This is a genomic window from Mesorhizobium sp. B2-8-9, assembly GCF_006439475.1.
Classification (GTDB): domain Bacteria; phylum Pseudomonadota; class Alphaproteobacteria; order Rhizobiales; family Rhizobiaceae; genus Mesorhizobium.
The window spans coordinates 36,847-61,972 of the sequence record NZ_VFTQ01000001.1; the positions used below are offsets into that span (position 1 = coordinate 36,847).

Here is a 25,126-nt window from a genome sequence, read left to right on the forward strand (position 1 = left end):
GTTGCCGGCACGCGCGAGAGCTTGTCCCCATGCCGAGGGACGTTGCCCCGCCGACATCTTGGATCGGGGCCGCGCCGCGGGCGCGTTCCAAGCCAGGTCTCCGCTTTCATGGACGGCGCCCGGTAGCGTAGCGATGGTCGACGTTCAAACACCCGCCTCCGCAAAGCATTCGTCGTAGAGTTCGCTGGCGTTTCCTGCGTCACCGAACGCGGTCCAGCCGCCGTCCACATAGAGGATCGAGCCGTTGATGTATGAGGCGTCGGAGGAAGCCAGGAAAAACGCTGCATCTGCAACGTCTTCCGGCCTTCCCATCCTGCCCAAAGGGATCCGTCGGCCGATCGTTGCCAAGTCGATGTGGCCGGTTTTCGCCAACTCGCTAATGGCGGGAGTGCGGATATAGCCAGGAGCGACGGTGGCTGTGCGAATGCCGGCGGGCCCCAGTTCGGCCGCCATGCATCGGGTCAGCATGTCCATCGCCGCCTTCGAGGCACCGTAGGCGTGACGCGGCGCGAAGGGCAGAAAACTGTTGATCGATCCGAGGTTGAGGATCACGCCGCCCGGGCGCATTGCTTTGATCGCTTCACGCGCGCAAACGAAGGCGCCAGTGAGATTGACATGCAGGACACGTTCGATGTCTGCAGGCATTTGTTCGATCCCAGCCACAAAAGTGTCGACGACAGAAGCACCGTTGACGAGGATATCGACGCCCCCGAAGCGCTCCCTCAGTTCCTCAAACACCGCCACCACCTCGGCCTCGACGGCCACATCTACCGATTTCGCGATGTTCTTTCCGCCGAGCAATGCAGCCAGGAGAGTTGCCGCGGTGCGGTCTTTATCGGCGATCACTACGGTATCACCATTCGCGGCAAAACGGCGAGCAACGGCGGCGCCTATACCGTTCGCACCACCCGTGACGAGCACCACTCGCGCGTCGGCGCGTTGGGCCGGACAGGAGAGTTCGCTTAGGGGAACGCCTTCCACCTCAGGGCAGGCATCCCCAGGTTGGTTGAATGACATCCAGCCGCCGTCGACCGCCAGCACGGATCCCGTGACGTAGTGCGCCTGTGCGCTTGCCAGAAAACGCACAGCCCGGGCGATCTCGTCGGGCCGAGCCATGCGCCCCATTGGCACGCGACGGCGCATCGCCGAGAGGTCCATTTTGCCTGCTCGTTCCAGCTCTGCAGTCATAGGCGTGCGCACGCAGCCCGGCGCTACCGCCGTCACGCGGATGCCGCGATAAGCCCATTCGCATGCAAGCGACTTTGTCAACGAGATCAGGCCTGCTTTCGAGGCTGCGTAGGCATGGCGTCTGGGATTGCTGGCCACGCCCGACATCGAAGCGACGTTGACGATGGCACCTCCCGGCCTCATGCGCCTCGCCGCCTCGCGCGCCATGACGAACGGCCCAATCAGGTTTACTGCCAGGCGGCGTCGGAAGGCGTCGACATCGGTGTCGACAGTGGCAGCCACATTGGGTCCCACCGCGGCGTTGTTGATGAGGACGTCGATCTGCCCGAACTGTGCTTCGACCCGGCCATAGAGCGCGAGGATATCTCCCTCTCGCGAGACATCGCACTCGAGGCCAAGGTGCTGCTCGCCGAGATCGCGGGCCAGTTCAAACACGCCGGTCCCAGGAAGGTCCACCGCAACAATAGTGTCTTGATCTGCCGCAAGAACATCGACCAGGGCACGGCCGATTCCGCCCACGGCGCCTGTTATGATTACGACCCGTCCTGCATGCTTCATGGGAACTTTCTCCAGGAGTCTCTGAAATCTCTGCCCTCGACGTGGTGCGGCGGAATGGTGCGCCCCCGTAGAGCACCCTGTGCTGGCGCCGGTCGCGTGCGTTCCCAGACAGGCGTCGTCCGCATTGGCTGCGATCCAACTCTCGGTCGGATAGTCGAATGTGTGTCCGACGCCTCAAGCACAGGGGCTTGCCTCGATGAGCGGCTCTGCCAAGTCCAGCAAATCGATGTAGACCGGCCTCGGCGCGCTCGTGGCCTCAGACCAGAGCGCTGTCGCGGTCACGCTGTCGCGGGGCAGAAAGGCTACCCTGGCGGCCGCATCTTTAGCGTGCAGGGTATCGCTAAGCTTGCTGTGGCGTAGCAGAGTTGTCATAAATTATCGTCCCACCGATGTGGTTTTCCCGTTCGGAGCTGGGGACGCATTATCGCGAGAAGCAACGCGATGCTTTCCGATCGCGTAGACCGGATCGTTCGGATACGGTGCTCCAATCGGCTGTCGCAGGCCGAACCGTTCTGTCTCAAGCACCGCAGCTGGGACCTGCTCCTCGAGCCAATCGTAGACGACGGTCCGATCGGCAATCCGCCACTCGCCTGCCCTCTTTTGAAACAGATCGCAGTAGCGCCCGCTTAGCAGCATCTGGCGCATTTCTCCGTCTTTGTCCGGTCCGCGTTGCAGCGCGGTGAAATAGCTCTCGACTGCGGCCTGAGCCGGTTTGATGAATTCGACAAGGACGTTCGTGATCTGATGGATGTTGCGCGGTCCGGTCTTGAAGACACCGAGCGCAAACCGGATGAAGCCCTCGGCCGAGCCGCGATAGGCCCCATGATTGTCATGTGCATCAGGCCAGTAGGCGCTACGCAGCGCTGCCTCATCGGCGCGGTCTATCCCGCGGCAGTACCGATAGAGGCAGTCGCGGATCGCCTCACGGTCGAGTAGTTCGGTAGTTTTTGCGGGGTCCATAGTCGAAAATTCCGTCGTTCTGAGGTGTTCCGGGAGCGCATTGTTCCGTTTGCGCGTGGCCTGGGCTACTATGCGCGCAGCAGGCGGATCGTCTATTTCCAGCGCTAGTTCGGGGCAGGATCGCACCCCATCTGCCGCAAGCAGTTGCTCCCCATCCGCAACATCAATGTCACCAGGTAGGATGTAGCCCGCCTCATCCAGCTTGAAGACTGCCGGCGCTCGCGCCGAGCATTGCGCATGACCCTGGCACCTGGCTTTGTGAACGATAATGCGCACGGCTACTTCCCACGTCTGTGCCCAGTTCCGGGCGGCCTTGGTCAAGCCCAATCCAGAATCAGATTTTCGATCCCGAACACATGGCCGCCATGGGTGATGGGTGCTGTTGCCTCCTTGATCCGAAAGGGCGGTATGCGCGCCATCCACTCCTCCAGCCCAATGACAATTTCCCGCCGGGCGAGATGAGAGCCAAGGCAACGGTGGGGACCATAGCCAAAGGCGGCGTGGCGGTTGCCCTCTCGCGTCAGATCGACCGTGTTGGGGGCCTCGAATTCCGCAGGGTCACGATTTGCAATCATCGTGGCGCAGGAAACAAAGTCTCCCTTGCGGATCGGCGCGCCTTTGAAATCGATATCTTTCCGTGCCACGCGGATCATCTGAACGCTCGGATAGGCGCGCAGCAACTCTTCGGCTGCGAGCACAATCCGGTCCGGTTCGTTCCGCAGCAATTCCTGATCTTCGAGGTTGCGCGCGAGATAGGCCAAGTCGAAGCCAATGGCTGCAGCGACGGTGTCGAGTCCCGCAACGAAGGTAAGCACGCCAATGCCACGGACCTCCTGGTCCGTCAACCCGCGACCCTCGACCTGTGCATGCACGATGAAGCTCATGAAATCGTCGACGGGCTCTTTGCGGCGCATCGCCGCTAGTTCGTCGATGAACGCCACAATAGTCCGAGCAGCCGCCGGCCGTCTCACATCGTCGCCGTGGAGCAGATCTTTCGCCCAGCCGACAAATGTATCGAGACGGTGATCCGGCAGTCCGAGAAAGCGAAGGAAGATGTTGACGGCGAAGGGAAAGGCGAAATCCTTCATCACGTCGCAGCTCGTGCCCCGCGAGGCGATGCTGTCGATGAGCGTTATCGCTCGCTCGCGGATAGTTGGTTCAAATTCCGCTACGCGCTGTGGCGAAAGCAGCGGATTGAGCAGTGAGCGAAAGACTCCATGGTACGGTGGATCGAGTTCGAGCGGGATCATCGGCCAGTCTTCGCCCAATGCAGATGCGAAGATGCTGCGATGACTGGAAAAGACTTCGGTCTCCTGCAGCACCCGGCGCTGATCTGCCGCCCGAGTGATGACCCAAGTACCCTGTCCGGCCCGCGTGTTCCAAGGCGAATAAAAGATCGGCGGCCCGGCATGCACGCAAGCGACTGCTGCGTGCGGATCGCCGTTGGGCGTCGGGGACATGCCTGGCGAGGTAAAAAGACTGAAGTCGCCCACCATTTCCGGGGGGACATGATCTGGAACCGGGTTGGCTACCATTTGGTCCTCCTGCGTTCAGGCGTTTACGCCGCTGAACTGCGTGACGCACTGCCGACATCGCCTCAGATGACATTGAGCAAATCGCGTGCCGAATAGGGGCACCGTTGGCACCCGCTCATATATCGTCGTGGCGACCCGGTATGGGGCTACGCCTGGTAGGGCTTTCGACATTCTTGTCCGTTCCAGACATCACAACGGTGCGCATAGAAGCTAACGAGGAGCCTGGTGGAAGCTGCCTAAGGATCGAACGAGGTCCCTCCCAGACCGGGTGTCGCTCGGCGGTAGCGAAGCCGCTCGCGAGCGCGCTCTCCACAAGCGCTGTAGGGAGCGAGCGGCTTTGCGGTGGTAATCGACGGTTCGCAGGCAAGGTGGATTTGCTGACAGCGATTGGTTCGCAGGAACGATCACTGACCATGATGAGCCTGCGCGCTCGTGAAGAAGGCTCCGGCCCCGATCCCTTGCTGGTTTGCCGCCGAGCGGCGGAGCTGGAGCTTGGGGCCGCCGACGCCGCCAACGGCGAAAAGAAGGCCTACGTCCGCCGAGGCTATCGCGAGGCCGCAAATTAGCTCTGAAGATTCCGCCCCGACATTCTTCTGCGTCAGGATCACCTCGCCTGGCGGTGACGATCGCCTCGTCGGACAGCTGCTGCCCGCCGGAGAAATCCTCGACCGCACTCGTCGTACCGGCAACCAGGCCTTCGACTGCTGCGTCGCCGCCCCGGGCCGAGAATCTAACCGCCCTGCTCCGATAGCACGAACAGGATGCGCTGGCGTTCTTTGATGATACGGTCTGCTTCGGGCGGCGTTCAGCTTTGCATCCATCTCGCACGCTACCCTTGCGGACTTGGCATTGGACGCCGACGGGCCTTGCCGACCTTATGGATCATTCGAGCACGCCTTTGTGGACCCATCCCTCTGGAAACTGGACGAAGGGACCGATCGATTTCACCTCGACCACTTGATGCCACCCGGCGCCGTACAGGGCCGGGATGTTGGACGTTCGATCGACGTACAGCTGACGCATTAGACCAGGGGCAGCTTCCGGTTCTGGGACATCGCAACGGAACCATCGATGGCTGGCTCGCCACGGGTGTAGCGCCCTGGGGCTGGAGACTACGGTCAAGGCGATCCGCGACGGGTCGCAAAAGACAGCTGTGCTCTCGTTGGCCTCGGCAGGCGCAGAGGTGGTCAGCAGAATCCAGAGTAGCGGCGCGGACGCCGAGCGAAAACGGAAATCAATATGCGTCGGTCCTACCTCAAGCGGCGGTTGAATTGGGAAAGCGCGGCAGGTTCTCGGTCAGTAACCGCCAGTCGTCGCGCTCGGGTTCGCCTTCCCTGCGCGTCCCGAAAAACTGGATGATCATATTGCCGTCGGCGCCATAGGCTTCGAGTGACGTGACGTGGCCGTCCCTGGTCGGCTTGCGCACGGCCCAAACCTCGCGGATGTGCTGGGTCCTGAGATGCAGGTGGAAAGTGGCGTCGAGAACGTTGATGCAAGGCCCGATCTGCCTGACCAACTTGATCGGGCCGGAATGGATCTGGATGCAGCCAGGATTGCCGACAAAGCACATGATCGGCATCTCGTCCTCGGCGACACGATGGAACATGCCGCCAATGGCAGCATTGTCAAGCAGCCAGGCGTAGTCCTGGCCGACCATGCGGACCGCCCGGCGGCGCCTGAGGTTCAGCGTCTTCAGCATGCCGAAGAACTGGTGTACGTCGGTCAGCTGGCTCCAGTGCTCCCGCAGGTCGTCGATGGTAGCGGCTTGGTCCGGAATGTTTGCCTCGTTTTCGGCTGACCTCGTCTTAACCGATACAATCGGCTCCTGGTTCGAGGATTGGAGTTCGTCTGTCAGTCTTTGATAGGCATAGAGGTTTGAGGACGGCCTCAGATGCACCTTGTGCACTGCCTCGCCTGCGGCGTCGAAAAATTGCAGGCTGCGGCGGATCTCCCCGCCTTCGCGTGTCTCGACGGCAAAGCCATGCGCCCACACCTTCGGGAAGATGCGCAGATCAATGTCATTGCCGAGCACCATGGCGTGATGGCTGCCGGTGAGCACCTTGTCGTAGATGCCTATCTTCTCATGCACGGCACTATCATTGCTGGTCAGCGCCATTACCTCGCCGACCGCCTTGAGAGCGGTTAGAACAACATTGACGCGTGGCTCGATGCGCACCGTGCCAAAACCGCAATGTGCCGCGGAGAGCTCCGCTTCCGAGATGCCCAATTGGCCAGCGAGATCGCGGTCGCGGATTTTGGGGCTGTCTTCGCGTGCCCGCCGGATTCTCTCTGGCGAAGGTTTCTCGCGCTGGTGCATGTCTTACCTCTGCTTGCCCATACTGTCGGTCAGGAGCGTTAGTCCTCGCCAAAAGGGAGCCTCAAAACTCGTGCCAATTTGCCGAAGCATCTCGGAAACTGGCTTACGTGCCAGCTCAGCGGGAACTCGGGCCCAGCCCCTGTGGCGGACGCGACAAATCCGACAATACGTGTCGATTGCCGGACGCCTTCGCAGCAATTCCGAACCGGAATCGCGGCAGTGTTAGCGATGTCGCACTGTTCCAGCGCCGCTTTTCCCATTGGCACGGACCATGCATGGTGATCCGCAAAATCGTCACGCACGAGGATAAGCGAGCCATGATTACGCTCACCGACAAGGCCGTTGCCGCGGTCAAGACCGCTCTTTCCGCCGCTACTGACCCCGCGGAAGGCTTTCGCATCATGGTTCAGCCCGGCGGCTGCTCCGGCTTCAAATACTCAATCGGCTTGGAGAGCGTCCCGCGCGAGGGCGACGCGATCCTCGAGACAGATGGGATCAAGGTGTTCTTAGACGCCGGCTCCCAACCGCATGTCGCCGGCATGACCGTCGACTTCGTCACGGGGCTCGAATCCTCCGGCTTTGTCTTCGATAACCCAAACGCGCGAGCGAAGTGCTCATGCGGCAAGTCCTTCAGCTGATCGTCGAAGCAGGAGAGAGGGCCCGGGAGGTGAGCTCGTCGATCGCGACGGCGGCGCCTGTCTAAATCAATTTGTGGGTGCTGCACCGGCTCTGGATCGTCTCGGCTATCAACGGCGGGTGCAAGCGCGATGAATCCTTGCGCTTAACGTCATTCCGCTCGATTGGAGACCACACCCATGACAGTTCTCTATCTCGACAACAACGCAACGACACGGGTCGATCCCGAGGTCGTTCAAGCGATGTTGCCCTTCCTTACGGATCAATTCGGCAACCCTTCGTCGGCGCACGGTCTTGGCACCCTTGCCGGCGCCGCGTTGAGAAACGCGCGGCGGCAGCTGCAGGCGCTGATCGGCGCGGCGTTTGATGACGAGATCACCTTCACCTCGGGTGGGACGGAAAGCGACAACGCGGCCATTCTTTCGGCGCTCGAGGTGATGCCTGACCGGACAGAGATCGTGACGTCCGCCGTTGAACATCCCGCAGTGCTGGCGCTCTGCGCACATCTTGAGCAGACGCGCCGGGTCAAGGTGCACAGGATCCCGGTGGATCACCATGGCCGGCTCGACATTGACGCTTACCGGGCAGCCCTCAGCTCAAACGTGGCAATCGTCTCGATCATGTGGGCCAACAACGAAACTGGTACGATCTTCCCCGTCGCAAAGCTCGCCGAATTGGCGAAGGAAGTCGGCGCCCTTTTCCACACCGATGCCGTGCAGGCGGTCGGCAAGCTCCCCATGGACCTGAAATCGACCGCTATCGACATGCTATCGCTCTCCAGCCATAAATTGCATGGACCGAAAGGCGTCGGCGCACTTTTCCTCAAGCGCGGTGTGCGCTTCCACTCGCTGATCAAAGGCGGTCACCAAGAGAGAGACCGGCGTGCGGGAACCGAAAACACGCCCGGCATAGTTGGGCTCGGCATGGCAGCCGAACTCGCCCTGAAATTCATGGATGATGAGACCACACGGATAAAGTGGCTACGCGACCGGCTGGAGAACGGGATTCTTCAGCGTGTACCAAACACCTTCGTCAACGGCGATCCCTTCGAGCGCTTGCCGAACACCGCAAACATCGCCTTCGAACGTATCGAAGGTGATGGAATCCTGCATCTCCTCAACCGCGTGGGTATCGCCTGTTCCTCAGGCTCCGCCTGCACCTCTGGCTGTGCACAGCCGAGCCATGTGCTGAGGGCGATGAACATCCCACATGGGGCGGTCCGTTTCTCGTTCTCGCGTGACAACGACCAAGACGACGTGGACCGGGTGCTCGAGGTCTTGCCTGCCATCGTGGAGAAGCTGCGCGAGTCCCTCAGTTCTGCGCCGGAAGGGCGGAGTGCCGAAGACCTTCAATGCGGTCCCTGTCTCAGCGCCGGAAGCTCGGGCGACCATTCATGAGAAGTCAGGTCTTTCTCAAGGAGACGACTCTGCGCGAGGGCGAGCAGGCACCCGGCGTTGCCTTCACCGTGGCGGAAAAACTTGAGATCGCTGAGTCGCTTGCAGCAGCCGGCGTCGCTGAGATCAAGATCGGCACGCCGGCAATGGGCGCCGACGAGATCGACGCAATTCGCGCCGTGGTCGCGCGGAGCCTCTCGGTGCGGCTCACGGCCTGGTGCCGGATGACCTCACCGGATCTCGAAGCAGCGATCGAGGGCGCGGTCCGGGCCGTCAATCTGTCGTTTCCTGCATCGAACATCCAACTTGCCACCAAGCTCGGCCTCGATCAGGCGGGAGCGCTCCAGCTTATCGAGCATATGGTCGGGCGCGCAGCCGCCAGCGGCTCCTCCGTCGCCGTTGGCTGCGAGGATGCTTCACGGGCCGACCGGGATCATCTCGGGCGCGTTATCATGATGGCGGCGCGCGCCGGCGCAAGGCGCGTGAGGCTGGCTGGCACAGCCGGCGTTCTCGACCCCTTTTCGACCTTCGAGCTTGTCGCCCAGCTGGCGGCGATCCGCGCCGGCGCGCGCCATGCCTCGGCCACCGTCCTTGGACTCAGCGAGCGCGCGGGCAATGCCGCGCTGGAAGAGGTGGCCGCCGCGTTAGCTGTCCTCCAGCACGCAGATGCTGGCATCGACCTGACCGCATTGCCTGCCCTGGCAGCCAAGGTCGCGCAGGCGTCACGCCGACCGACAGCCGCCACCAAGCCGATCGTCGGGGCTGTGACCTCCAAAACCCTCCGGAGATCAAGGCGCATGATCCGGCCGCGTCTGGCCGATCTCCTCATAGATGCCAGCAACAAGACCTCGGTCCCATTCAGGTCGGAGCCCGGGCAGATCGAGAGCCAATGCGGCAATAATCGAGCCCATCTCGCACTGCTCGGCGCTGCGCATGGCGCCTGTTCGCCACGCCCGGGCACCGGGGTGCCCAGCCTTGCGACCAACCGATTGCCTCGCTGGCTCAGCCCACCTCGTGCATCAAACTGCGGATTTTCGCGGCTGTAGATCAGAGTTTTTCGTATTTGACCCAACAGTTTTCCGACAAGGGAGAATGTAATGACCTGTTCCGCTGACGGCCGTCCCATCGATGTCACCGATATCGTTACGCGACTGAAAGGAGTGTCGGCCGCGGAGGAGTTCTTCTCTGTCCTTGGCGTCTCCTATGATCCGAAGGTGCTCGACGTTTCACGGCTCCATATCATGAAGCGTGTGGGACAATATCTTGCTGAGGAAGATTTCTCCGGTCTGCCCGACCAGGTGATCGCCGCGCGCGTGCGCGCCCTGCTGGAACGGGCTTACGGGGACTTCGCGGTTTCCTCGCCGCTCACGCACCGGGTCTTCAAGGTGCTCAAAGATCACGATCCGGATAAAGCTTGCACGACACGCCGCGCCTTCGTTCCTTTCGATCCCGTCCTGAAGCCGTTCGGCAGGGAATGATCGCGACATAGACGCGACGCGACAATGTCAAGAAGTCGACAAGTTCGGGATCGCAACGGCGCCATCCGTAGTGAGCAGCCCGAAGGGGAACAGGGCCGCAAAGCACTTGGCACGAATGATGCAGCCAAGAACTCGCACCGCCAGCCCGCCGGATAACAGCGTAGAGAAACGCCAATGCACATCGTCGTCAGCATTAAGCAGGTGCCGGACTCGGCACAGATACGGGTCCATCCGGTGACGAACACCATCATGCGCCAGGGTGTGCCGACCATCATCAACCCCTATGACCTATTCGCCCTCGAAGAAGCTCTCAGGCTACGCGACGCTTATGGCGGCGAGGTCACCGTGCTCACCATGGGTCCGCCCATGGCAGAGGACTCCCTGCGCAAAGCGCTTGGCTACGGCGCCGATCGCGCGGTGCTTTTGACCGACCGCTATTTTGCCGGTTCCGACACACTGGCGACATCACTTGCTCTCTCCCAGGCAATCGCGAAGATCGGCGAAACCTTCGGCACGCCGGACGTGGTCTTCACGGGCAAGCAGACGATCGACGGCGACACCGCGCAAGTCGGGCCCGGCATCGCCAAGCGTCTCGATCTCAGCCAACTCACCTATGTCGCGAGAATCGCTACCATCGATCTTGCTGCGCGCGAGATCACGGTGGAGCGTCGTTGCGAGGGCGGGACGCAGACGCTGAAGAGCAAGCTGCCTTGCCTCATCACCATGCTGGAAGGCACCAACGAGATGCGTCGGGGCTCGATCGAAGACGCATTGAGCGCTGCGCGGAGGCAGGTTGTGAAATGGAGTGCGGCCGAGGCGGGCATTGAGGACCTCACCAAGTGCGGCTTGCGTGGCTCGCCGACGGTCGTCAGACGCGTTTTCGCCCCTACGGCGCGGTCGGAAAAGGCAGCGCAAATTGACACGGCCGAGAAGACGCTGCGCGACCTCGCCGACGAACTGATTGTTGCAATTTTCACCCGCCAGCCGGCACTGGAACCGGAACTCGCCTTCGACGGCGCCTGACGGCAAGGAGCAGACCATATGTCGAGCGCGAACCCAGACACTCCCCGCCCGCCCGCCGGCCGTGCCGGGATGACGAAGGAACTGCCCGAGCGTTTCAGGGCCTATCGGCACGTTTGGGTTTTCATCGAGCTTGAACGCGGCCAGGTCCACTCCGTGTCCTTCGAATTGCTTGGTGAGGGCCGCAAGCTGGCAGACAAACTTGGCGTCCAGCTCTGTGGCGTTGTGCTCGGACCGCCGGAAGAAGCCACCCAGAACGCGGTCGCCGAAGCCTTCGCCTATGGCGCCGACCTTGTCTACTTCGTCGAGTCGCCGCTGCTCGCCGACTATCGGAATGAGCCTTTCACCAAGGCGATGACCGATCTGGTTGATACTTACAAACCCGAGATTCTGCTTCTCGGAGCGACCACGCTCGGCAGGGATCTCGCCGGGTCCGTCGCGACGACCTTGCTAACAGGGCTCACGGCCGACTGCACCGAACTCGATGTGGATGCCGACGGTTCGCTTGCCGCGACCCGTCCGACTTTCGGGGGTTCGTTGCTATGCACGATATACACGCTGAACTACAGGCCGCAGATGGCGACGGTGCGACCGAGGGTCATGCCCATGCCGCAGCGGGCGGACAGAGCGATCGGGCGCGTCATCGCGCACAAGCTTTCACTGGCCGAGGATGAGATCGTCACCAAAATCCTCGGCTTCCTGCCGGATAGCCAGTCAGGCACAGCCAATCTCGCCTATGCCGATGTGGTGGTTGCGGGAGGGCTCGGCCTCGGCGGGGCGGAGAACCTGCAGCTTGTGAAGAGTCTCGCGCGAGCGATTGGCGCCGAATTTGGCTGTTCGCGGCCGCTGGTCCAAAAGGGCTGGATGCCGGCGGATCGGCAGATCGGCCAGACTGGCAAGACAATCCGGCCGAAGCTTTACATAGCGGCTGGTATTTCTGGCGCGATCCAGCACCGCGTTGGGGTTGAGGCAGCCGATCTCATCGTGGCCATCAACACCGACCCGAACGCTCCGATTTTCGATTTCGCTCACCTCGGGATCGTCACCGATGCGGTCCGCTTCCTCCCCGCGCTCACCGAGGCCTTCACCCGGCGGCTGTCACCGCACAGCCGCGACAAGCTTGCGAGCTAAGGGAGATCGAGATGATCAACGAAGAATTCGACGCGATTGTCATCGGAGCCGGCATGTCCGGGAACGCAGCTGCTTACACGATGGCAAGCGACGGCTTGAAGGTACTCCAGTTGGAGCGAGGTGAATATCCGGGCTCCAAGAATGTTCAGGGCGCCATCATGTACGCGAACATGCTGGAGAAGATCATCCCGGATTTCCGCGATGATGCACCTCTGGAGCGGCATCTGGTCGAACAGCGGCTATGGGTCATGGACGAGACCTCCCACACCGGGATTCACTATCGGTCGGAGGACTTCAACGAGGTGAGCCCCAATCGCTATACCATCATCCGTGCCCAGTTCGACAAGTGGTTTTCGCGCAGGGTGCGCCAGGCCGGCGCGACGCTTCTGTGCGAGACGACCGTGACGGAACTCGTGCGTGACAACAAGGGCAAGGTGATCGGGGTGCGGACAGATCGGGCTGGCGGAGCGATCTACGCGGACGTCGTTGTTCTTGCAGAAGGTGTCTGCGGGCTGCTTGGCACGCGAGGCGGCCTGCGCAAGATGCTGACGCCCGAAGCCGTGGCGCTGGCCGTCAAGGAAATGCATTTCTTGCCCGAAGAGGTCATTGAGCAGCGGTTCGGCGTCAAAGGGAGTGAAGGCTGCGTGATCGAGGCAGTCGGCACGATATCCCACGACATGGCCGGGCTCGGGTTCCTCTACACCAACAAGGAATCGATCTCACTGGGCATCGGCTGCCTCGTCTCGGATTTCACCGCGAAGATGGAGAGCCCTTACGCCCTCCTGGAGGCGCTAAAAAACCATCCTTCGATCCGGCCGCTGATCGCCGGCTCGGAGGTGAAGGAATACGCGGCGCATCTCATTCCTGAAGGTGGCTACAAGGCAATTCCGCAGCTCTTTGGCGACGGTTGGGTCGTTGTTGGCGATGCTGCGCAATTGAACAACGCCATTCACCGCGAGGGTTCGAACCTCGCCATGACCTCCGGTCGCATTGCGGCTGAAGCTATCATCCAAGTCAAGAGACGCAACGATCCTATGACCAAACGGAACCTCGCCCTTTACAAGACGATGCTGGACGAATCCTTCGTGGTGAAGGACCTGCGGAAATACAAAGACATGCCAGCCTTACTCCATAATAACGCCGCTAATTTCTTCACGACCTACCCGCGGCTAATGTCGAAAGCCGCGCAGAACTTCATGCGGGTCGACGGCACGCCAAAGATCGAGAAGGAAAGGGCTACTACCGCAGCCTTCATCAAGGCGCGATCGCGGTTGGGTCTGGTCAGGGACGCTATCCGCCTGGCATTGGCGTGGCGGTGAGGCACTGACCACATGACAAACCCAGTGACGAACTTGCGTGTAGAGGACAAGCTTTACCAGAACCGCTATCTGGTGGACTCCGGCCGTCCGCATATAAAGGTGCGACCGCACGAGCAACCAAGCGCGAATCTGGTCGCGCTGACCCACGTCTGTCCAGCGAAATGCTATGAGTCGAACGACAAAGGTCAGGTTGAAATCACCGCTGATGGCTGCATGGAGTGCGGCACCTGCCGCATCTTGTGCGAGGCCAGCGGCGAGATCGAATGGAACTATCCGCGCGGTGGCTTCGGTGTCCTCTTCAAGTTCGGATGATCCGCGTTTGCATAGGGCACGTGTGTACTCCTGAAGTTACCACAAGCGCCAACCGCTTCTGGCGCCATCCTCGCAAAGGGGGCGGGTGAACAGTGTGCTTCCAGAATTGAATGAATGCTACTTGGGAGGAGCATTGGACCACAACTCCTGAGTGTTTCCAGGGCTCACATACCGCCGGACCGGGTTAACGAACGCGGCAGGTCAGATACGCTTTGCGCCGACATGACATCGAGATGAAGAAATTCCAGCGTTCTCACGATGTCGAGAACAAGACCATACCCCTGCGCCAGGTGCGCGGGAACTGTCCGTGCCAAGGCCAAGCTGCTCGGGTCTCTGACGATGATCACGCTTTTGATCGCGATCATGAGGAGCCCAGGCGGGCGTCTGGACGAGAGTAAAGGGGAGGCACGCATCTCCCAGCTGGAACCATGCCGACACAGTATGCGGCGACACCTTCACCGCCGATGAGTTCACAGTCGCCGAGATCGACATCTTCGCCGGAGACCGGTCGAGAACGTTGTGCCGAGGCGCTCACGGGTGAAGGGATCGACACGCGATTTCTGTCTCTCAATGATGTCCGGCCGTAGTCGCCTTCCTCACCTTATGCGGCTGCCGCTGTCCGAGGTCCGACAAATTTATGTCGGAGCAGCCTCATGATATCCGACGCGAAAGCCAATTGCCGATCATAGTGCCGCCTTTTGAGTTGGCATTGCGCTTGCGCTTTGAACTGCGACGTTAACCCGCAACGGAGCCGTTCGATGTCCGCACCGGCAATTTCGGTTGAGAGCCTGACCGAGACGAAGCTCTCCGACCAGTTGCTGGCGAGCGCGAATTCGGGTGGCTGCGTATCTACCTCCTGCGGGTCGTCGACAAGACCGGACGATCTGGATCCGGCTGTCTGGGACAAGATCAAGGATCATCCGTGCTTTTCTGAAGAGGCGCATCACTATTTCGCGCGCATGCACGTCGCTGTCGCGCCTGCGTGCAATGTCCAATGCAACTATTGCAATCGCAAATATGACTGCTCCAACGAAAGCCGGCCTGGGGTTGTCTCGGAAAAGCTGACGCCCGACCAGGCGGTACGCAAGGTTATCGCGGTCGCCAACGAAGTGCCGCAGCTTTCCGTGCTGGGCATCGCCGGACCGGGCGATGCCTGCTACGACTGGGAGAAGACAAAGGCGACGTTCGAACGCGTCGTCAGGGAAATCCCCGACATCAAGCTTTGCATCTCTACCAATGGGCTCGCGCTGCCGGACCATGTCGCCGAGCTTGCCGACATGAATGTCGATCACGTGACGATCACCATCAACATGGTCGATCCGGAAGTCGGAGCAAAGATCTATCCCTGGATCTTTTACGACCACCGCCGCTACGTCGGCATCGAAGCCGCCAGGATCCTGCACGAGCGACAGATGCTGAGCTTGGAGATGCTGAGCGCGCGCGGCATCCTCACCAAAATCAATTCAGTGATGATCCCCGGGGTGAACGACCAGCACCTGGTTGAGGTGAACAAGCAGGTCAAGCAGCGCGGCGCGTTCCTGCACAACGTCATGCCCCTGATTTCAGACCCGGCTCACGGCACGTACTACGGACTGACCGGGCAGCGCGGCCCAAATGCAATGGAGATGACGGCTCTTCAGGATCTTCTTCAAGGCGGCGCCAAGCTGATGCGCCACTGCCGGCAGTGCCGGGCAGATGCCGTCGGCCTGCTCGGCGAGGATCGTGGCCAGGAATTCACGATCGACCAGATTCCTGGCGAGCTCACCTATGATGCCGGCAAGCGCGAAGCCTATCGGGAGCTGGTCGCGGACGAGCGCCGTGATCACCTGGCGGCCAGGAGCGAAGCGATTGGAATGGTCAAGGCAGCCGGCTCCGGCAAGTCCCTGGTCGTCGCGGTGGCGACTAGGGGCGGCGGCCGCGTCAACGAACACTTCGGCCATGCCAAGGAATTCCAGGTGTATGAAGCCTCGCCGATAGGTATCAACTTTGTCGGGCACCGCAAGGTTGAGCAGTATTGCCTCGGCGGGTGGGGCGAGAACGACACTCTCGAGTGCGTCATCGCCGCGCTGGAAGGCGTAGACATCGTGCTTTGCGCCAAGATTGGAAACTGCCCCAAGGATAAGTTGGCGGACGCCGGTATCCGAGCAACCGACGCTTATGGCCATGACTATATCGAAACGGCAATCGGCGCGATTTACGCCGCCGAGTCCGGCGTCCCGGCACTCGCGGCGAACGCCTGAGCCGTCTCATTCCACTCGAACAGGAGTCAAAATGGCTTTCAAGATCATCGCATCCCAATGCACGCAATGCGGCGCCTGCGAATTCGAATGCCCGTCCGGTGCGATCAAGTTCAAAGGCGAGAGCTACGTGGTCGAGCCGCAGAAGTGCACAGAATGCCAGGGAGAATTCGACACGCAACAATGTGCCTCGGTATGCCCGGTGCCGAAGACCTGCGTTCCCGCCTGACCCGGCATAGGGCTGCTTCCGGGAAAGCCTGCGCGCCCCATCAACAACTCTGGCCTCAAACAAACAAGGAACCGCCATGCGGCTCGCACGCGAACAGGAGGTCGAAATCCGCAGGCCTCCCCAATTCAGGCCGGGAGAGCGGGTCCGCGCCACTCGTCACATAAAGAATGACGGCACCTATCCTGGCAGGGAGATCGGCGAAAATCTCGTGCGCAAGGGTGAAGAGGGTTATGTGCGCGACATCGGCACCTTTCTACAGCAGTTCTTCATCTATGCCGTCGAATGGATCGACCGTGGCACGGTCGTTGGCATGCGAGCGCGCGAATTGATGAGCCTCGACAGGGCCGACCTTGCCGGTAGGGCCGAAGAAAACGCGAAGCAAGGGACGGCCTGATGAAAGTTATGATCCGCAGGACCGATGCCGGATTGTCCGCGTACGTCCCCAAAAAAGATCTCGAAGAGGCGATTATCAAGTTCGAGAACCAAGATTTGTGGGGTGGGGTCGTAACGCTCAGGAACGGCTGGCGCCTTCTCCTACCCGATCTTCCCCCGAATACGCGTCTGCCGATCACCGTCGAGGCAAGAAAGCTTTCGGACGACGACTGACGTTTCGCCTCAATCAGGAGGCGTGGAGAGGAAACGAGCATGAACACGATCCCGACCTCGGGCCACCTCTTCGTCGTCCGCGACAGTTTTGCCCGAAAGCTGCTTGAGCTGGCCAGACAAGCGCTCATTTCCGATCACGTGATCCCGTATCTCGGTCCGGGTCTGCTGCGGCTAAGCTCAGCGGAGCCGCCTGTACCGTGCACCCCGGAGGCCGTCGCCGCCGCACTCAACACCCGGGCCACAGCTCCCTCGAAGATCCGCACCAACATGTGGTCGGTCGCGCAATTCATCGAGCAGCGCCGGCATCGCCGCACACTTCAAGCCTGGATGGCAGATATATTCGCGGGGCCGACGGCGCCGACGCTCCTCCACAACTGGCTCGCAAAGCTCCCGCTCTCCCTCATCGTCGACAGCTGGTACGAAGGCGCCATGAGGGCGGCGCTGGCTGAGGCCGGCCGAACCGACGTCGCCGAGATACAAGGCGTCACCCGGGCGAACGAAACTCGCGACATTTGGACCAGAACCTACGACTTGTTCGGGACGGAGCTCGAGCCCGGAGCAGCGACAAGGACGGTTCTCTACGCGCCTCATGGCAGTATCAGGCCGGCCGCAAATTTCCTCATAGCCGATTCCGACTATGTCGAAGCCCTGACCGAGATCGACATCCAGACCCCTATCCCTGACGTGGTCAAGGAACGGCGCACCGACCGGGGCTTTTTATTCCTCGGCTGCCGCTTCAACGATCAGATGCTGCGCACTTACGCCAGGCAGATCATGAAGCGCTCAGAAGGCCCACGTTACGCGATAATGGACGGGAAAACGCTGACCAGAAACGAAGCGCGTTTCCTTGGGGCAAGCGGGATCACGGTGATTGACATGCCAGACAGCGATGCCGTGGCGCAACTCGCCGGGTCAACGACTTGAGCCAATGCCCTGGTCAACTTGAGGACTTCGTTGGTGTGAGTCGATGGCTTGTTTTTGAAGGCGCTAAGTTAAGTTAGGGACACACCGTGAGCAGTGATGCTGTTGGCACGACCTCTCTCAAATCGTCCGCGCATGTGAAAGCGGCCGGGTGGGGCCGGGGCTTGAGCACGCTGCTGCGCATCACGCGCATGAATCTGAGGCATCCGGGCCAAGCCGCGCTTGCGATCGGGTCGACTATCGCAGCCGTAATCCTGCAGGTGCTCATTCCCCAGCTTCTCGGCGACGCTATCGACCAGACCAAGGTAGTCCTCGGGGGCGGTGCCACGGGGGCGGCTGCAGAACAAGCGCTGTGGGTTCCGGCTCTCCTGCTGCTCGCCGCGAGTACGCTACGCGGCCTTTTCACGATGGCGCAAAACTATTTTGCCGAGGCCGTCGGACATCACGTCGCGTACGAACTGCGGCTGGCTTTTTACGACAAGGTCCAGCGCCTCAGCTTTTCCTTTCACGACCGGGTGCATTCAGGCGACCTGATCACCCTCGGCATCCTCGATCTCGATGGTGTGCGGATGTATTTTTCCACCGCCCTGGTTCGCTTGCTTCTGCTCACCATGCTGATCGGGATCGGCGGCTACAGGATGATCTCAACCGACACGCTGCTCGGTTTCATCGCGCTGAGCTTCGTGCCTTTCGTAGCCTGGCGATCGTCGATCACGCAGGTCAAGCTACGCGCCATCTGGCTCAACCTGCAGGAGCGGCTTTCCGTCCTCGGCCGTGTGATGGAGGAAAATCTGGCGGGTATCCGCGTTGTCCGGGCCTTTTCGGCACAGGCCTACGAGATGGCAAAGTTCGACCGCGCGTCGAAAAACGCGCTCGAAGTCGCTCACCAGCAGGTTGACGTGTACGTGCCAAATACGTCGGCGATGACCCTGGCCTTCTTTCTCGCCATGGGGTTGGTCCTCTGGATCGGTTGCAACAAGGTCATCGTCGGCCAGATCAGCGTTGGGACGCTCACCATGTTCCTGGCCTTCATGACGATCCTGCAAATGCCCGTCCGGCAGATTGGCCTGATGGTCAACGGCTTCGCCCGCGCTTATACTTGCGGTTCGCGCCTCTTCGGTCTGCTCGATCAGGACAATACGATCAGGGATGTTCCCACCGCCCGACCACTTGAGATCGGTGAAGGCACTCTGCGCTTCGACAATGTCTCGTTTGCATATCCCGGCACCGGAAACCGGGCCGTTCTTGAGAATGTCACTTTTTGTGCCCGTAGGGGCGAGACGATCGCGATCGTGGGTCCGCCGGGTTCGGGCAAATCGACAATCGCTCACCTGATCCCCCGCTTTTACGACGTCACTGGGGGCGCCATCATGCTTGACGGGCAGGACATCCGTGGGGTCACCCTCGCCACGCTTCGCAAGGCGGTCGCTGTCGTACAGCAGGATGCATTCCTGTTCACTACCACGATCGAGAACAACATCGCTTATGGCGACCCTTGGGCAAAGGAACAGCGGATCGAGCGCGCTAGCGAATCCGCCCAGTTGCACAACTACATCCTGGGCCTCCCCGCAGGTTACAAGACGGTCGTCGGCGAACGGGGCACTTCTCTGTCAGGGGGTCAGCGGCAGCGCCTCACCATAGCTCGCACCATGATGTTGCGTCCATCAGTCGTCATTTTCGACGACTCAACGGCCGCGATCGACGCCGCCACCGAACAGCGCATTCGCGTGGCGATACGGCGTTTCGCCAAGGATAGGGTGACGATCATCATCGCCCACCGGCTAAGTTCGCTCAAGCACGCCGACCGGATCCTGTTTGTCGACAACGGCAAGATCGTGGAACGTGGTACCCATCAAGAGCTTTTGGCCAAGCAAGGACGCTACAAGGCCCTTCATGATCTGCAGTTGCGCCCGGGAGATGACATTGTGACGAAGTATAGGGGCGCGCCCTGATGGCCCAGGAGCACGCCAGCGAAATCGAAATCGAACCCAATGACGGCGGCAGACGTCCCCCGCGCGCGGTCGTCGGTTCCCATCGCGCCGAGGAGGAGATGTTCGGCCGGGCCTTTGACCAAAAGATCGTTCGGCGCATCTGGGCCTTCGTTCGTCCCTACCAGGCCACGGCAGCCGTCTCCGTCGCCGCATTACTGATTTTCACTGGCACGCAGCTTCTCATCCCGCTGATCATCCGCTACGCGATCAACGAGGCCATAACCCCGGCAGGCGTTGATCGCTCCGCACTGCTTGAGGCCGCCGGCGCGTTTGCGCTCGCCATTCTGGTTAATTTCGGCGCCGCTTACGCACAGGAAGCCGTGATCGGGAAAATGGCCGGAAACGTCCTCTTCGACATCCGCCGCGCCATGTTTGCGCATCTGCAGATGGTATCGCTCTCCTTCATGGACAAGACCGAGATCGGACGCCTGATGTCCCGCCTCCAAGGCGACGTCAACTCTATCCAGGAATTCCTCGAAAGCTCAATCTACTCTGTAGGCGACATAACGCTTCTCTTCGGCATCATTGTCGTTATGCTGTGCGTCAACTTCAGGCTCGGCCTTCTGACGCTCTCTGTCTTGCCGGTCCTGTTGGTTATCCGCATCGTCTGGCTGCCGCGTGCTCGCGACGCCTTCACTGCTGCACAAGACACCAATTCAGTTGTTAACGGCGCGTTGGCCGAAGCCATTCACGGCGTGCGCACCGTTCAGTCCATGGACCGCCAGCAGGTAAACTTCGCATTGTATGACGACAAGGCACATGCTGACCTCACAACCCACCTGATCGCTGCCAGGTATACACAGATAATGGTGCCGATCGTGGATGGCCTCACAGGCCTCGCCATGGCTGTCGTAATTGTGGTCGGCGGCTCCATGAATGGTCCCATCGAAGTAGGAGCGTTGGTTGCCTACATATTCTATATCCAACGCTTCTTTGACCCAATTCGTTCACTTACCCTGCAATATTCGGTCATGCAGAGAGCGATGGCCTCCGGCAAGCGCCTGACCGAGGTGCTGGACGTCCAGATCGAGGTGCAGGACAAACGCGACGCGCGGGTACTTTCGGCGGAAATGGACTGCTCGGTTGAGTTCAGGAACGTTACGTTCGGCTACGATCCCAACCATCCGGTGCTGAGCAACGTATCTTTCGAGGTCAATCCCGGCGAGACCGTCGCCTTGGTCGGGCCGACCGGCTCTGGTAAATCGAGCGCAATGGCCCTCGTCCACCGCTTCTATGATGTTCAGCAAGGCCAGGTGCTGGTCGGCGGACGCGATGTGCGCGACCTCACCCAGGAATCCCTCGGCCTCCAGATCGCCATGGTACTGCAGGAACCGTTCCTGTTCACCGGGACAGTCTTCGAGAACATCCGCTATCACAAGACCGAGGCCACGCGCGACAGGGTGATCGAGGCCGCTAAGGTGGTCGGAGCCCACGACTTCATCACGAGCCTTCCCAACGGGTATGAAACCCAGCTCGGCGAACGCGGCGGCAACCTTTCTCTCGGCCAGCGTCAGCTTGTCAGTTTCGCCCGCGCTCTTGTTGCCGACGCCAAGATCCTGGTTCTTGACGAGGCCACCGCCAACATAGACAGCTACACGGAAATGTTGATCCAGAAGGCTCTGAGAAAACTCCTGGAAGGCCGCACTGGCCTCGTCATCGCTCACCGGCTCGCCACAATCCGCTATGCCGATCGGATCATCGTACTTCAGAACGGCCAGGTTATCGAGACCGGCAACCACGACAAACTGATGGCTATGGGCGGGCTCTATTCCAAACTGTACGATCTGAACTACTCATCCTTCGACGACATTCCCAAAGAGGAAGCTGATGCGACCGTAAAAGCCGCCTCTCGTACCTGATGCAAGCATCGCCGGCAGTATCCGCTTTAGGCGCGTCGGCGAACGCCGCGGATGAAGCGGGCAGAGAAAACCACTCGCACTCAAGGAAGCCAACCGCGTGACGGCCGTATGATGAGCGGGATAACCCTAATCCGTTTCCAATCAGACGAACGCTGCCTCGCCTCCAGCAAGCCCTGGACAAGAAGCCGTGCGAACGAGACCGATCCAGAAAACGGCGGCAACCATCTGCCTCCAAGCGTTGAAGAAACGCTGTAGACCTGACGCAGGGCCATAAGCCCCGACGGGTGGGCAACTGTCCAGCGGATGATGTTTGATCTGCGGTCACTTCAGGTTTTTCCTCGGTAGCATACTGTCCCGCAACAGCGTGTGGCTCTGGTCGAGGCAAACCGGCTGCCGCGCGCCGAGCGTGTGGCATCGACGGTCCACGCTTCCAAGATCCCACCTCTTCCTGCTCCACACCAAGGCTCGCAAAAATCGTATCAACTCACCCATCGACCCGACATTCGTTTCCAGCGGTTAGCCTAAGCCCTAGACAAGAAAGTGCCTGAACGAAGAGGTTTGTCGCGGACCCGACAATCCGACACTCCGTGTCGGATGGCGATCATAGACCGCTATCGTACTCGGATACCGGAAAAGTGGGGCAGCGAGTGGGACGCGATTGAGCACGAGACCGCTGGAGGCCATTCGGCCTAGAGTCGGTTCGGCAGCCATTGATCCCGCGGACCCGGCGCCCAGCCGTCTGGTGCAAGGCACCTCCCCGCTGTTTGTGGGAGCGTAATCGACGAACCCGCGACCAGTCTACGTTCGCCCCAGTCGCGTTCCAGTAGCCGCGTCGCTCAACCATCATTGCCGAAGCTGGCCGTCTTCGCCGTGTTCATCGCCAGTTTCTAGGTTCTGCCTGCTGGACACTCGACACAGCCGTCAGCCAATATCGAGGCCAGCCCGCCTTTTCCAAGTTCGGCGACGGCAGGCTACGTCTCACCGGGATGAGGCCGGCAAGTCTGCGGGCGTCAGCGTGAGAACTCATTTTCGGGCATAGTTCGAGCACTCCTTCGCAAGATCGCGTCAATCCAGCAGACGGCACGTGTTGTGCAGCATCGGCGAATGCGGTCCGACTACCGGCCTTTCGTTAAGGGCGGGGCGTTCCCGACCATGGCAGGAGCACCAATTGCGCTATCCGCTCGCCTTTTTCCTCTCGAGTGCCGCAGATGCGATCGCTCCGTCTCGCCGGCGTCTCCATCTAAATGCTGGGCGCGAGCTGACGATCTCGCGCAAGCAGGCGCTCGCTTTTCTGGCCGATCCCGACGCCTATCTCACCGGAAACCGCTGTGAGCTCGATGATACCTCAGCGCTACGAATACGAGACCTTCGGGGCACGGCACATCCCCTCGCGCAACGTGGCCACGGCGCTCTGGCCTCCGCCAGCAAGGGCCAACTCAGATAGCACCCCAGAGACGAAAACCACGTGAACCTGCACACGCGCCAGCCGGCGACGACTGCGCAATCGACAAGTGACCTGCACGCCCGGCATTTTGCTGTTGTCGGCGCTCTCCTTGGCACGAGGATTGCGTGACCGTTACCGAAATAGCAAGGAATTCGAAACCGTTAGCAGGAGTAAAGATGGATACCGCACAATTGGACCGGGAGATCCACAAGATCGCCAACCAATGCGTGACCGAGGCCAGGGCAGTCGTCAAGAATCGAGGGCTCCAGCCCCAGGAACTAACCGCGAAAACGGTCGCTGCCGGCGTCGACACTGTCGAGATCGTACGCTCGGCCGACGCGGCCATGAGCAAGGTTGACGAGGGGACGTGGCTGTGACGACGATCGCCTACAAACACGGCGTAATGGCCGCCGACAGCCGTGCCTACGGCGCCGGCCTGGGGTCAATCGGCTCCAAGCTCAAAATCCGCCGTCTTCCGGATGGACGCCTGATTGGCGCAACGACTCCCCAGGTTGGCGCCGGTGAGGCCATTCTGGACTGGTACGCCGCTGGCGCTGACGTTCACAACACGCCAGAGGGTGTAAAAGGCTCCAACGTCGGTCTGCTGGTCGTTCATCCCGACGGGCGCGCTCAAGTGGCGTCTGGCGCCTGGACACTGACCGGCATGCTCGAAAGCCCCTATTTTGTTGTCGGCAGCGGCTCCCATTACGCGGAGGCCATTCTCGAATCCGGCGGGACCTCACAGCAGGCTGTAGAGATCGCCTGCAAGTTCGATTCGCACTCCGGGCTCCCGGTCGTGTCCCTGATGCACGGAGCGCCCTGCCCTTCCCCGCGCCACCCCAGGCGGGCCAAGTGGCTGTCGTGGGTCGGCAGGAGGTTCAAGATTTCGGGCTAGTTATCGTCGCAGCTGCCGGCCGTGACAATAGGATGAAGGGAGTCTGATGGGGTACAAACCAACGCGGCACAAGCCGCGCGAGGCAGCCCTGATCCGCTTGATCATCAACGGGTTCGGCGGCCCAGCGCCGGCGCCGCTAGTAGCGATCGCGCTGCTGGCGACGTCGGCCATCCAGTTCGCCGGCGTACCGGTCTCAGTCGTGGCGCTATTGTTCTTGCGCCGCCAGCTGGAGGAATCTTTCAGTTAAGGCCCCGAGGCGTTGCTTCAATCACTCTGTAGACAGTGGTCGGGTCTTCGCCTGGATCAGGAGTTCGCGTGACTCGTCGGACATCGCAGCTGTGAGGGTCACCCTTCGTGCGTACCCTGTGTTTGGCATTGACGAGACCTTTCCCTTGCCGGCGCAAGCAACGTCGTCAGATGAATGACCAACATCAGGCGTGAATCAGCAAGAGCGGGCAAACCACACCAGCGGCTTCTGAGGACCGCGGACACCTTGCGCTTGTCGGACATGACCTGGACGAAAGCGGACACACACGGAGCATTGTCGATCCAGACATGGACGAATCCCGCCGATGCCGAGGAGGCGATTGACTACGCCCGTTTGCCGCCGGTGATGCGATGTCCGACGAGGCCAAGGCCGGCCCAGCTCTTGATGTCGAGATGAACTACTTCGCCGGGATGCTCCCGCTACCGGGCGCCTGGGACCCGGCTCCGACGCACCGAACCTGTTCAGGCCCAAACCGCCAGTCGGCCGCTGCAACGATCCATTGCTCTGCGATCACCGATCCATCGTACAAGTCCTCGTCAATAAGGTGTGCGGCCTGCCAAGGGTTCTCTTCGATCTTGGTCGGCACGCCCTTCCAGATTTTCCTTTCAAAAGACATCGTGGGCTCCTGCGAAAAGGCGGGCCCGCAATTTAAAGGCGGGCCCGCAATTTACAGGAGTCTTTAGCATGGACGTGTTCTACACCAAAAAGGATAGCGAGCGCACAGAGCTCATATCGGGTGGTAGCACCGGTCACCGGTTCCTCGTTCTATTTTGCTTTACATAACGGCCACCTGTCGTTGGGGCCAACCAGGTCGAAACAGCTTGAAAT

Annotated in this window: 25 protein-coding genes and 1 pseudogene; 19 read left to right on the forward strand and 7 right to left on the reverse strand. The window is 60.8% G+C overall.

The genetic code is table 11. The features are described from left to right. Nucleotides 1-144: 144 nt before the first annotated feature. From FJ423_RS00160 to FJ423_RS00170, 4 genes and pseudogenes are all read right to left on the reverse strand, one after another. Nucleotides 145-1,746, reverse strand: coding sequence for an SDR family oxidoreductase (locus FJ423_RS00160; protein WP_064993531.1), 1,602 nt, complete (start codon nucleotides 1,744-1,746; stop codon nucleotides 145-147). 375 nt (nucleotides 1,747-2,121) lie between these two features. Further along, complete coding sequence (locus FJ423_RS00165; RefSeq protein WP_064993573.1) at nucleotides 2,122-2,706, reverse strand: nuclear transport factor 2 family protein; 585 nt, start codon at nucleotides 2,704-2,706, stop codon at nucleotides 2,122-2,124. Between the two features lie 153 nt (nucleotides 2,707-2,859). After that, nucleotides 2,860-3,129 (reverse strand): annotated as a pseudogene (locus FJ423_RS34720) (ferredoxin); the annotation flags it as partial. Beyond that, entirely contained in the window at nucleotides 3,024-4,241 is a 1,218-nt protein-coding gene (locus FJ423_RS00170) for a cytochrome P450 (RefSeq protein WP_064993533.1), read from the reverse strand. The pseudogene FJ423_RS34720 and the gene FJ423_RS00170, both read right to left, overlap by 106 nt. Before the next feature lie 368 nt (nucleotides 4,242-4,609). Between FJ423_RS00170 and FJ423_RS00175 the strand changes: the two genes are divergently transcribed. Beyond that, a complete protein-coding gene (locus FJ423_RS00175) occupies nucleotides 4,610-4,807 on the forward strand; it encodes a hypothetical protein (RefSeq protein WP_064993534.1) in 198 nt (65 codons plus the stop codon). A 689-nt stretch (nucleotides 4,808-5,496) separates the two neighbouring features. Here the strand turns inward: FJ423_RS00175 and FJ423_RS00185 are convergent. After that, entirely contained in the window at nucleotides 5,497-6,558 is a 1,062-nt protein-coding gene (locus FJ423_RS00185; protein ID WP_064993535.1) for a ChuX/HutX family heme-like substrate-binding protein, read from the reverse strand. A 317-nt stretch (nucleotides 6,559-6,875) separates the two neighbouring features. Here FJ423_RS00185 and FJ423_RS00190 point away from each other — a divergent pair, with 317 nt between their 5' ends. The 8 genes from FJ423_RS00190 (at nucleotide 6,876) to FJ423_RS00225 (ending at nucleotide 13,848) form a co-directional block, all read left to right on the forward strand. Next, nucleotides 6,876-7,196 carry an iron-sulfur cluster assembly accessory protein gene (locus tag FJ423_RS00190; RefSeq protein WP_064993574.1) on the forward strand — a complete coding sequence of 107 codons (321 nt, stop codon included), beginning with the start codon at nucleotides 6,876-6,878 and terminating at the stop codon, nucleotides 7,194-7,196. Nucleotides 7,197-7,373: 177 nt separating this feature from the next. Next, nucleotides 7,374-8,591 (forward strand): cysteine desulfurase NifS, encoded by a 1,218-nt coding sequence (nifS, locus tag FJ423_RS00195; protein ID WP_064993536.1) that lies wholly within the window; start codon nucleotides 7,374-7,376, stop codon nucleotides 8,589-8,591. 68 nt (nucleotides 8,592-8,659) lie between these two features. After that, nucleotides 8,660-9,634: a pyruvate carboxyltransferase gene (locus FJ423_RS00200; RefSeq protein ID WP_246679119.1), complete on the forward strand. Its 975-nt coding sequence runs from the start codon at nucleotides 8,660-8,662 to the stop codon at nucleotides 9,632-9,634. A gap of 51 nt (nucleotides 9,635-9,685) precedes the next feature. Continuing rightward, a complete protein-coding gene (nifW, locus tag FJ423_RS00205) occupies nucleotides 9,686-10,066 on the forward strand; it encodes a nitrogenase stabilizing/protective protein NifW (protein WP_064993537.1) in 381 nt (126 codons plus the stop codon). Between the two features lie 174 nt (nucleotides 10,067-10,240). Beyond that, nucleotides 10,241-11,089 (forward strand): electron transfer flavoprotein subunit beta/FixA family protein, encoded by an 849-nt coding sequence (locus FJ423_RS00210; RefSeq protein ID WP_013533507.1) that lies wholly within the window; start codon nucleotides 10,241-10,243, stop codon nucleotides 11,087-11,089. Between the two features lie 18 nt (nucleotides 11,090-11,107). Continuing rightward, entirely contained in the window at nucleotides 11,108-12,217 is a 1,110-nt protein-coding gene (locus FJ423_RS00215) for an electron transfer flavoprotein subunit alpha/FixB family protein (protein WP_064993538.1), read from the forward strand. Nucleotides 12,218-12,228: 11 nt separating this feature from the next. Then, nucleotides 12,229-13,536 carry an FAD-dependent oxidoreductase gene (locus tag FJ423_RS00220; RefSeq protein ID WP_064993539.1) on the forward strand — a complete coding sequence of 436 codons (1,308 nt, stop codon included), beginning with the start codon at nucleotides 12,229-12,231 and terminating at the stop codon, nucleotides 13,534-13,536. A gap of 12 nt (nucleotides 13,537-13,548) precedes the next feature. Next, nucleotides 13,549-13,848 carry a ferredoxin family protein gene (locus FJ423_RS00225; protein WP_064993540.1) on the forward strand — a complete coding sequence of 100 codons (300 nt, stop codon included), beginning with the start codon at nucleotides 13,549-13,551 and terminating at the stop codon, nucleotides 13,846-13,848. 164 nt (nucleotides 13,849-14,012) lie between these two features. Here the strand turns inward: FJ423_RS00225 and FJ423_RS00230 are convergent, their stop codons facing one another. Continuing rightward, complete coding sequence (locus FJ423_RS00230; RefSeq protein ID WP_064993541.1) at nucleotides 14,013-14,213, reverse strand: hypothetical protein; 201 nt, start codon at nucleotides 14,211-14,213, stop codon at nucleotides 14,013-14,015. 393 nt (nucleotides 14,214-14,606) lie between these two features. Between FJ423_RS00230 and nifB the strand changes: the two genes are divergently transcribed. The 10 genes from nifB (at nucleotide 14,607) to FJ423_RS33410 (ending at nucleotide 24,277) form a co-directional block, all read left to right on the forward strand. Next, on the forward strand, nucleotides 14,607-16,088 hold the full coding sequence (gene nifB / locus FJ423_RS00235) for a nitrogenase cofactor biosynthesis protein NifB (protein ID WP_064993542.1): 1,482 nt from the start codon (nucleotides 14,607-14,609) through the stop codon (nucleotides 16,086-16,088). A 31-nt stretch (nucleotides 16,089-16,119) separates the two neighbouring features. Next, entirely contained in the window at nucleotides 16,120-16,314 is a 195-nt protein-coding gene (locus FJ423_RS00240) for a 4Fe-4S dicluster domain-containing protein (protein ID WP_013533512.1), read from the forward strand. A gap of 76 nt (nucleotides 16,315-16,390) precedes the next feature. Then, nucleotides 16,391-16,708, forward strand: a complete 318-nt coding sequence (locus tag FJ423_RS00245; protein ID WP_064993543.1) for a nitrogen fixation protein NifZ — start codon at nucleotides 16,391-16,393, stop codon at nucleotides 16,706-16,708. Beyond that, nucleotides 16,708-16,920, forward strand: a complete 213-nt coding sequence (gene nifT, locus FJ423_RS00250; protein WP_064993544.1) for a putative nitrogen fixation protein NifT — start codon at nucleotides 16,708-16,710, stop codon at nucleotides 16,918-16,920. The genes FJ423_RS00245 and nifT overlap by 1 nt, the downstream gene beginning before the upstream one ends. A gap of 39 nt (nucleotides 16,921-16,959) precedes the next feature. After that, the gene (locus tag FJ423_RS00255; RefSeq protein ID WP_064993545.1) at nucleotides 16,960-17,844 is read left to right on the forward strand and encodes an SIR2 family protein; all 885 of its coding nucleotides are present in this window, start codon (nucleotides 16,960-16,962) and stop codon (nucleotides 17,842-17,844) included. Between the two features lie 86 nt (nucleotides 17,845-17,930). Next, entirely contained in the window at nucleotides 17,931-19,793 is a 1,863-nt protein-coding gene (locus FJ423_RS00260; protein ID WP_064993546.1) for an ABC transporter ATP-binding protein, read from the forward strand. Further along, on the forward strand, nucleotides 19,793-21,691 hold the full coding sequence (locus FJ423_RS00265; protein WP_064993547.1) for an ABC transporter ATP-binding protein: 1,899 nt from the start codon (nucleotides 19,793-19,795) through the stop codon (nucleotides 21,689-21,691). The genes FJ423_RS00260 and FJ423_RS00265 overlap by 1 nt, the downstream gene beginning before the upstream one ends. 1,620 nt (nucleotides 21,692-23,311) lie before the next feature. Next, nucleotides 23,312-23,512: a hypothetical protein gene (locus FJ423_RS00275; protein WP_064993548.1), complete on the forward strand. Its 201-nt coding sequence runs from the start codon at nucleotides 23,312-23,314 to the stop codon at nucleotides 23,510-23,512. Then, entirely contained in the window at nucleotides 23,509-24,030 is a 522-nt protein-coding gene (locus FJ423_RS00280) for a hypothetical protein (RefSeq protein ID WP_064993549.1), read from the forward strand. The genes FJ423_RS00275 and FJ423_RS00280 overlap by 4 nt, the downstream gene beginning before the upstream one ends. Before the next feature lie 46 nt (nucleotides 24,031-24,076). After that, on the forward strand, nucleotides 24,077-24,277 hold the full coding sequence (locus FJ423_RS33410) for a hypothetical protein (protein WP_176479567.1): 201 nt from the start codon (nucleotides 24,077-24,079) through the stop codon (nucleotides 24,275-24,277). Nucleotides 24,278-24,695: 418 nt separating this feature from the next. Here FJ423_RS33410 and FJ423_RS00290 read toward each other — a convergent pair whose 3' ends face one another. Further along, complete coding sequence (locus FJ423_RS00290) at nucleotides 24,696-24,914, reverse strand: hypothetical protein (protein WP_064993551.1); 219 nt, start codon at nucleotides 24,912-24,914, stop codon at nucleotides 24,696-24,698. Nucleotides 24,915-25,126 lie beyond the last annotated feature (212 nt).

Bases quoted from the DNA above. Each gene is read 5' to 3' on its own strand.
- FJ423_RS00160 (WP_064993531.1), bottom strand. From the start codon at position 1,746: ATGAAGCATGCAGGACGGGTCGTAATCATAACAGGCGCCGTGGGCGGA.
- FJ423_RS00165 (WP_064993573.1), bottom strand. From the start codon at position 2,706: ATGGACCCCGCAAAAACTACCGAACTACTCGACCGTGAGGCGATCCGC.
- FJ423_RS00170 (WP_064993533.1), bottom strand. From the start codon at position 4,241: ATGGTAGCCAACCCGGTTCCAGATCATGTCCCCCCGGAAATGGTGGGC.
- FJ423_RS00185 (WP_064993535.1), bottom strand. From the start codon at position 6,558: ATGCACCAGCGCGAGAAACCTTCGCCAGAGAGAATCCGGCGGGCACGC.
- FJ423_RS00190 (WP_064993574.1), top strand. From the start codon at position 6,876: ATGATTACGCTCACCGACAAGGCCGTTGCCGCGGTCAAGACCGCTCTT.
- nifS (WP_064993536.1), top strand. From the start codon at position 7,374: ATGACAGTTCTCTATCTCGACAACAACGCAACGACACGGGTCGATCCC.
- nifW (WP_064993537.1), top strand. From the start codon at position 9,686: ATGACCTGTTCCGCTGACGGCCGTCCCATCGATGTCACCGATATCGTT.
- FJ423_RS00210 (WP_013533507.1), top strand. From the start codon at position 10,241: ATGCACATCGTCGTCAGCATTAAGCAGGTGCCGGACTCGGCACAGATA.
- FJ423_RS00215 (WP_064993538.1), top strand. From the start codon at position 11,108: ATGTCGAGCGCGAACCCAGACACTCCCCGCCCGCCCGCCGGCCGTGCC.
- FJ423_RS00220 (WP_064993539.1), top strand. From the start codon at position 12,229: ATGATCAACGAAGAATTCGACGCGATTGTCATCGGAGCCGGCATGTCC.
- FJ423_RS00225 (WP_064993540.1), top strand. From the start codon at position 13,549: ATGACAAACCCAGTGACGAACTTGCGTGTAGAGGACAAGCTTTACCAG.
- FJ423_RS00230 (WP_064993541.1), bottom strand. From the start codon at position 14,213: ATGATCGCGATCAAAAGCGTGATCATCGTCAGAGACCCGAGCAGCTTG.
- nifB (WP_064993542.1), top strand. From the start codon at position 14,607: ATGTCCGCACCGGCAATTTCGGTTGAGAGCCTGACCGAGACGAAGCTC.
- FJ423_RS00240 (WP_013533512.1), top strand. From the start codon at position 16,120: ATGGCTTTCAAGATCATCGCATCCCAATGCACGCAATGCGGCGCCTGC.
- FJ423_RS00245 (WP_064993543.1), top strand. From the start codon at position 16,391: ATGCGGCTCGCACGCGAACAGGAGGTCGAAATCCGCAGGCCTCCCCAA.
- nifT (WP_064993544.1), top strand. From the start codon at position 16,708: ATGAAAGTTATGATCCGCAGGACCGATGCCGGATTGTCCGCGTACGTC.
- FJ423_RS00255 (WP_064993545.1), top strand. From the start codon at position 16,960: ATGAACACGATCCCGACCTCGGGCCACCTCTTCGTCGTCCGCGACAGT.
- FJ423_RS00265 (WP_064993547.1), top strand. From the start codon at position 19,793: ATGGCCCAGGAGCACGCCAGCGAAATCGAAATCGAACCCAATGACGGC.
- FJ423_RS00275 (WP_064993548.1), top strand. From the start codon at position 23,312: ATGGATACCGCACAATTGGACCGGGAGATCCACAAGATCGCCAACCAA.
- FJ423_RS33410 (WP_176479567.1), top strand. From the start codon at position 24,077: ATGGGGTACAAACCAACGCGGCACAAGCCGCGCGAGGCAGCCCTGATC.
- FJ423_RS00290 (WP_064993551.1), bottom strand. From the start codon at position 24,914: ATGTCTTTTGAAAGGAAAATCTGGAAGGGCGTGCCGACCAAGATCGAA.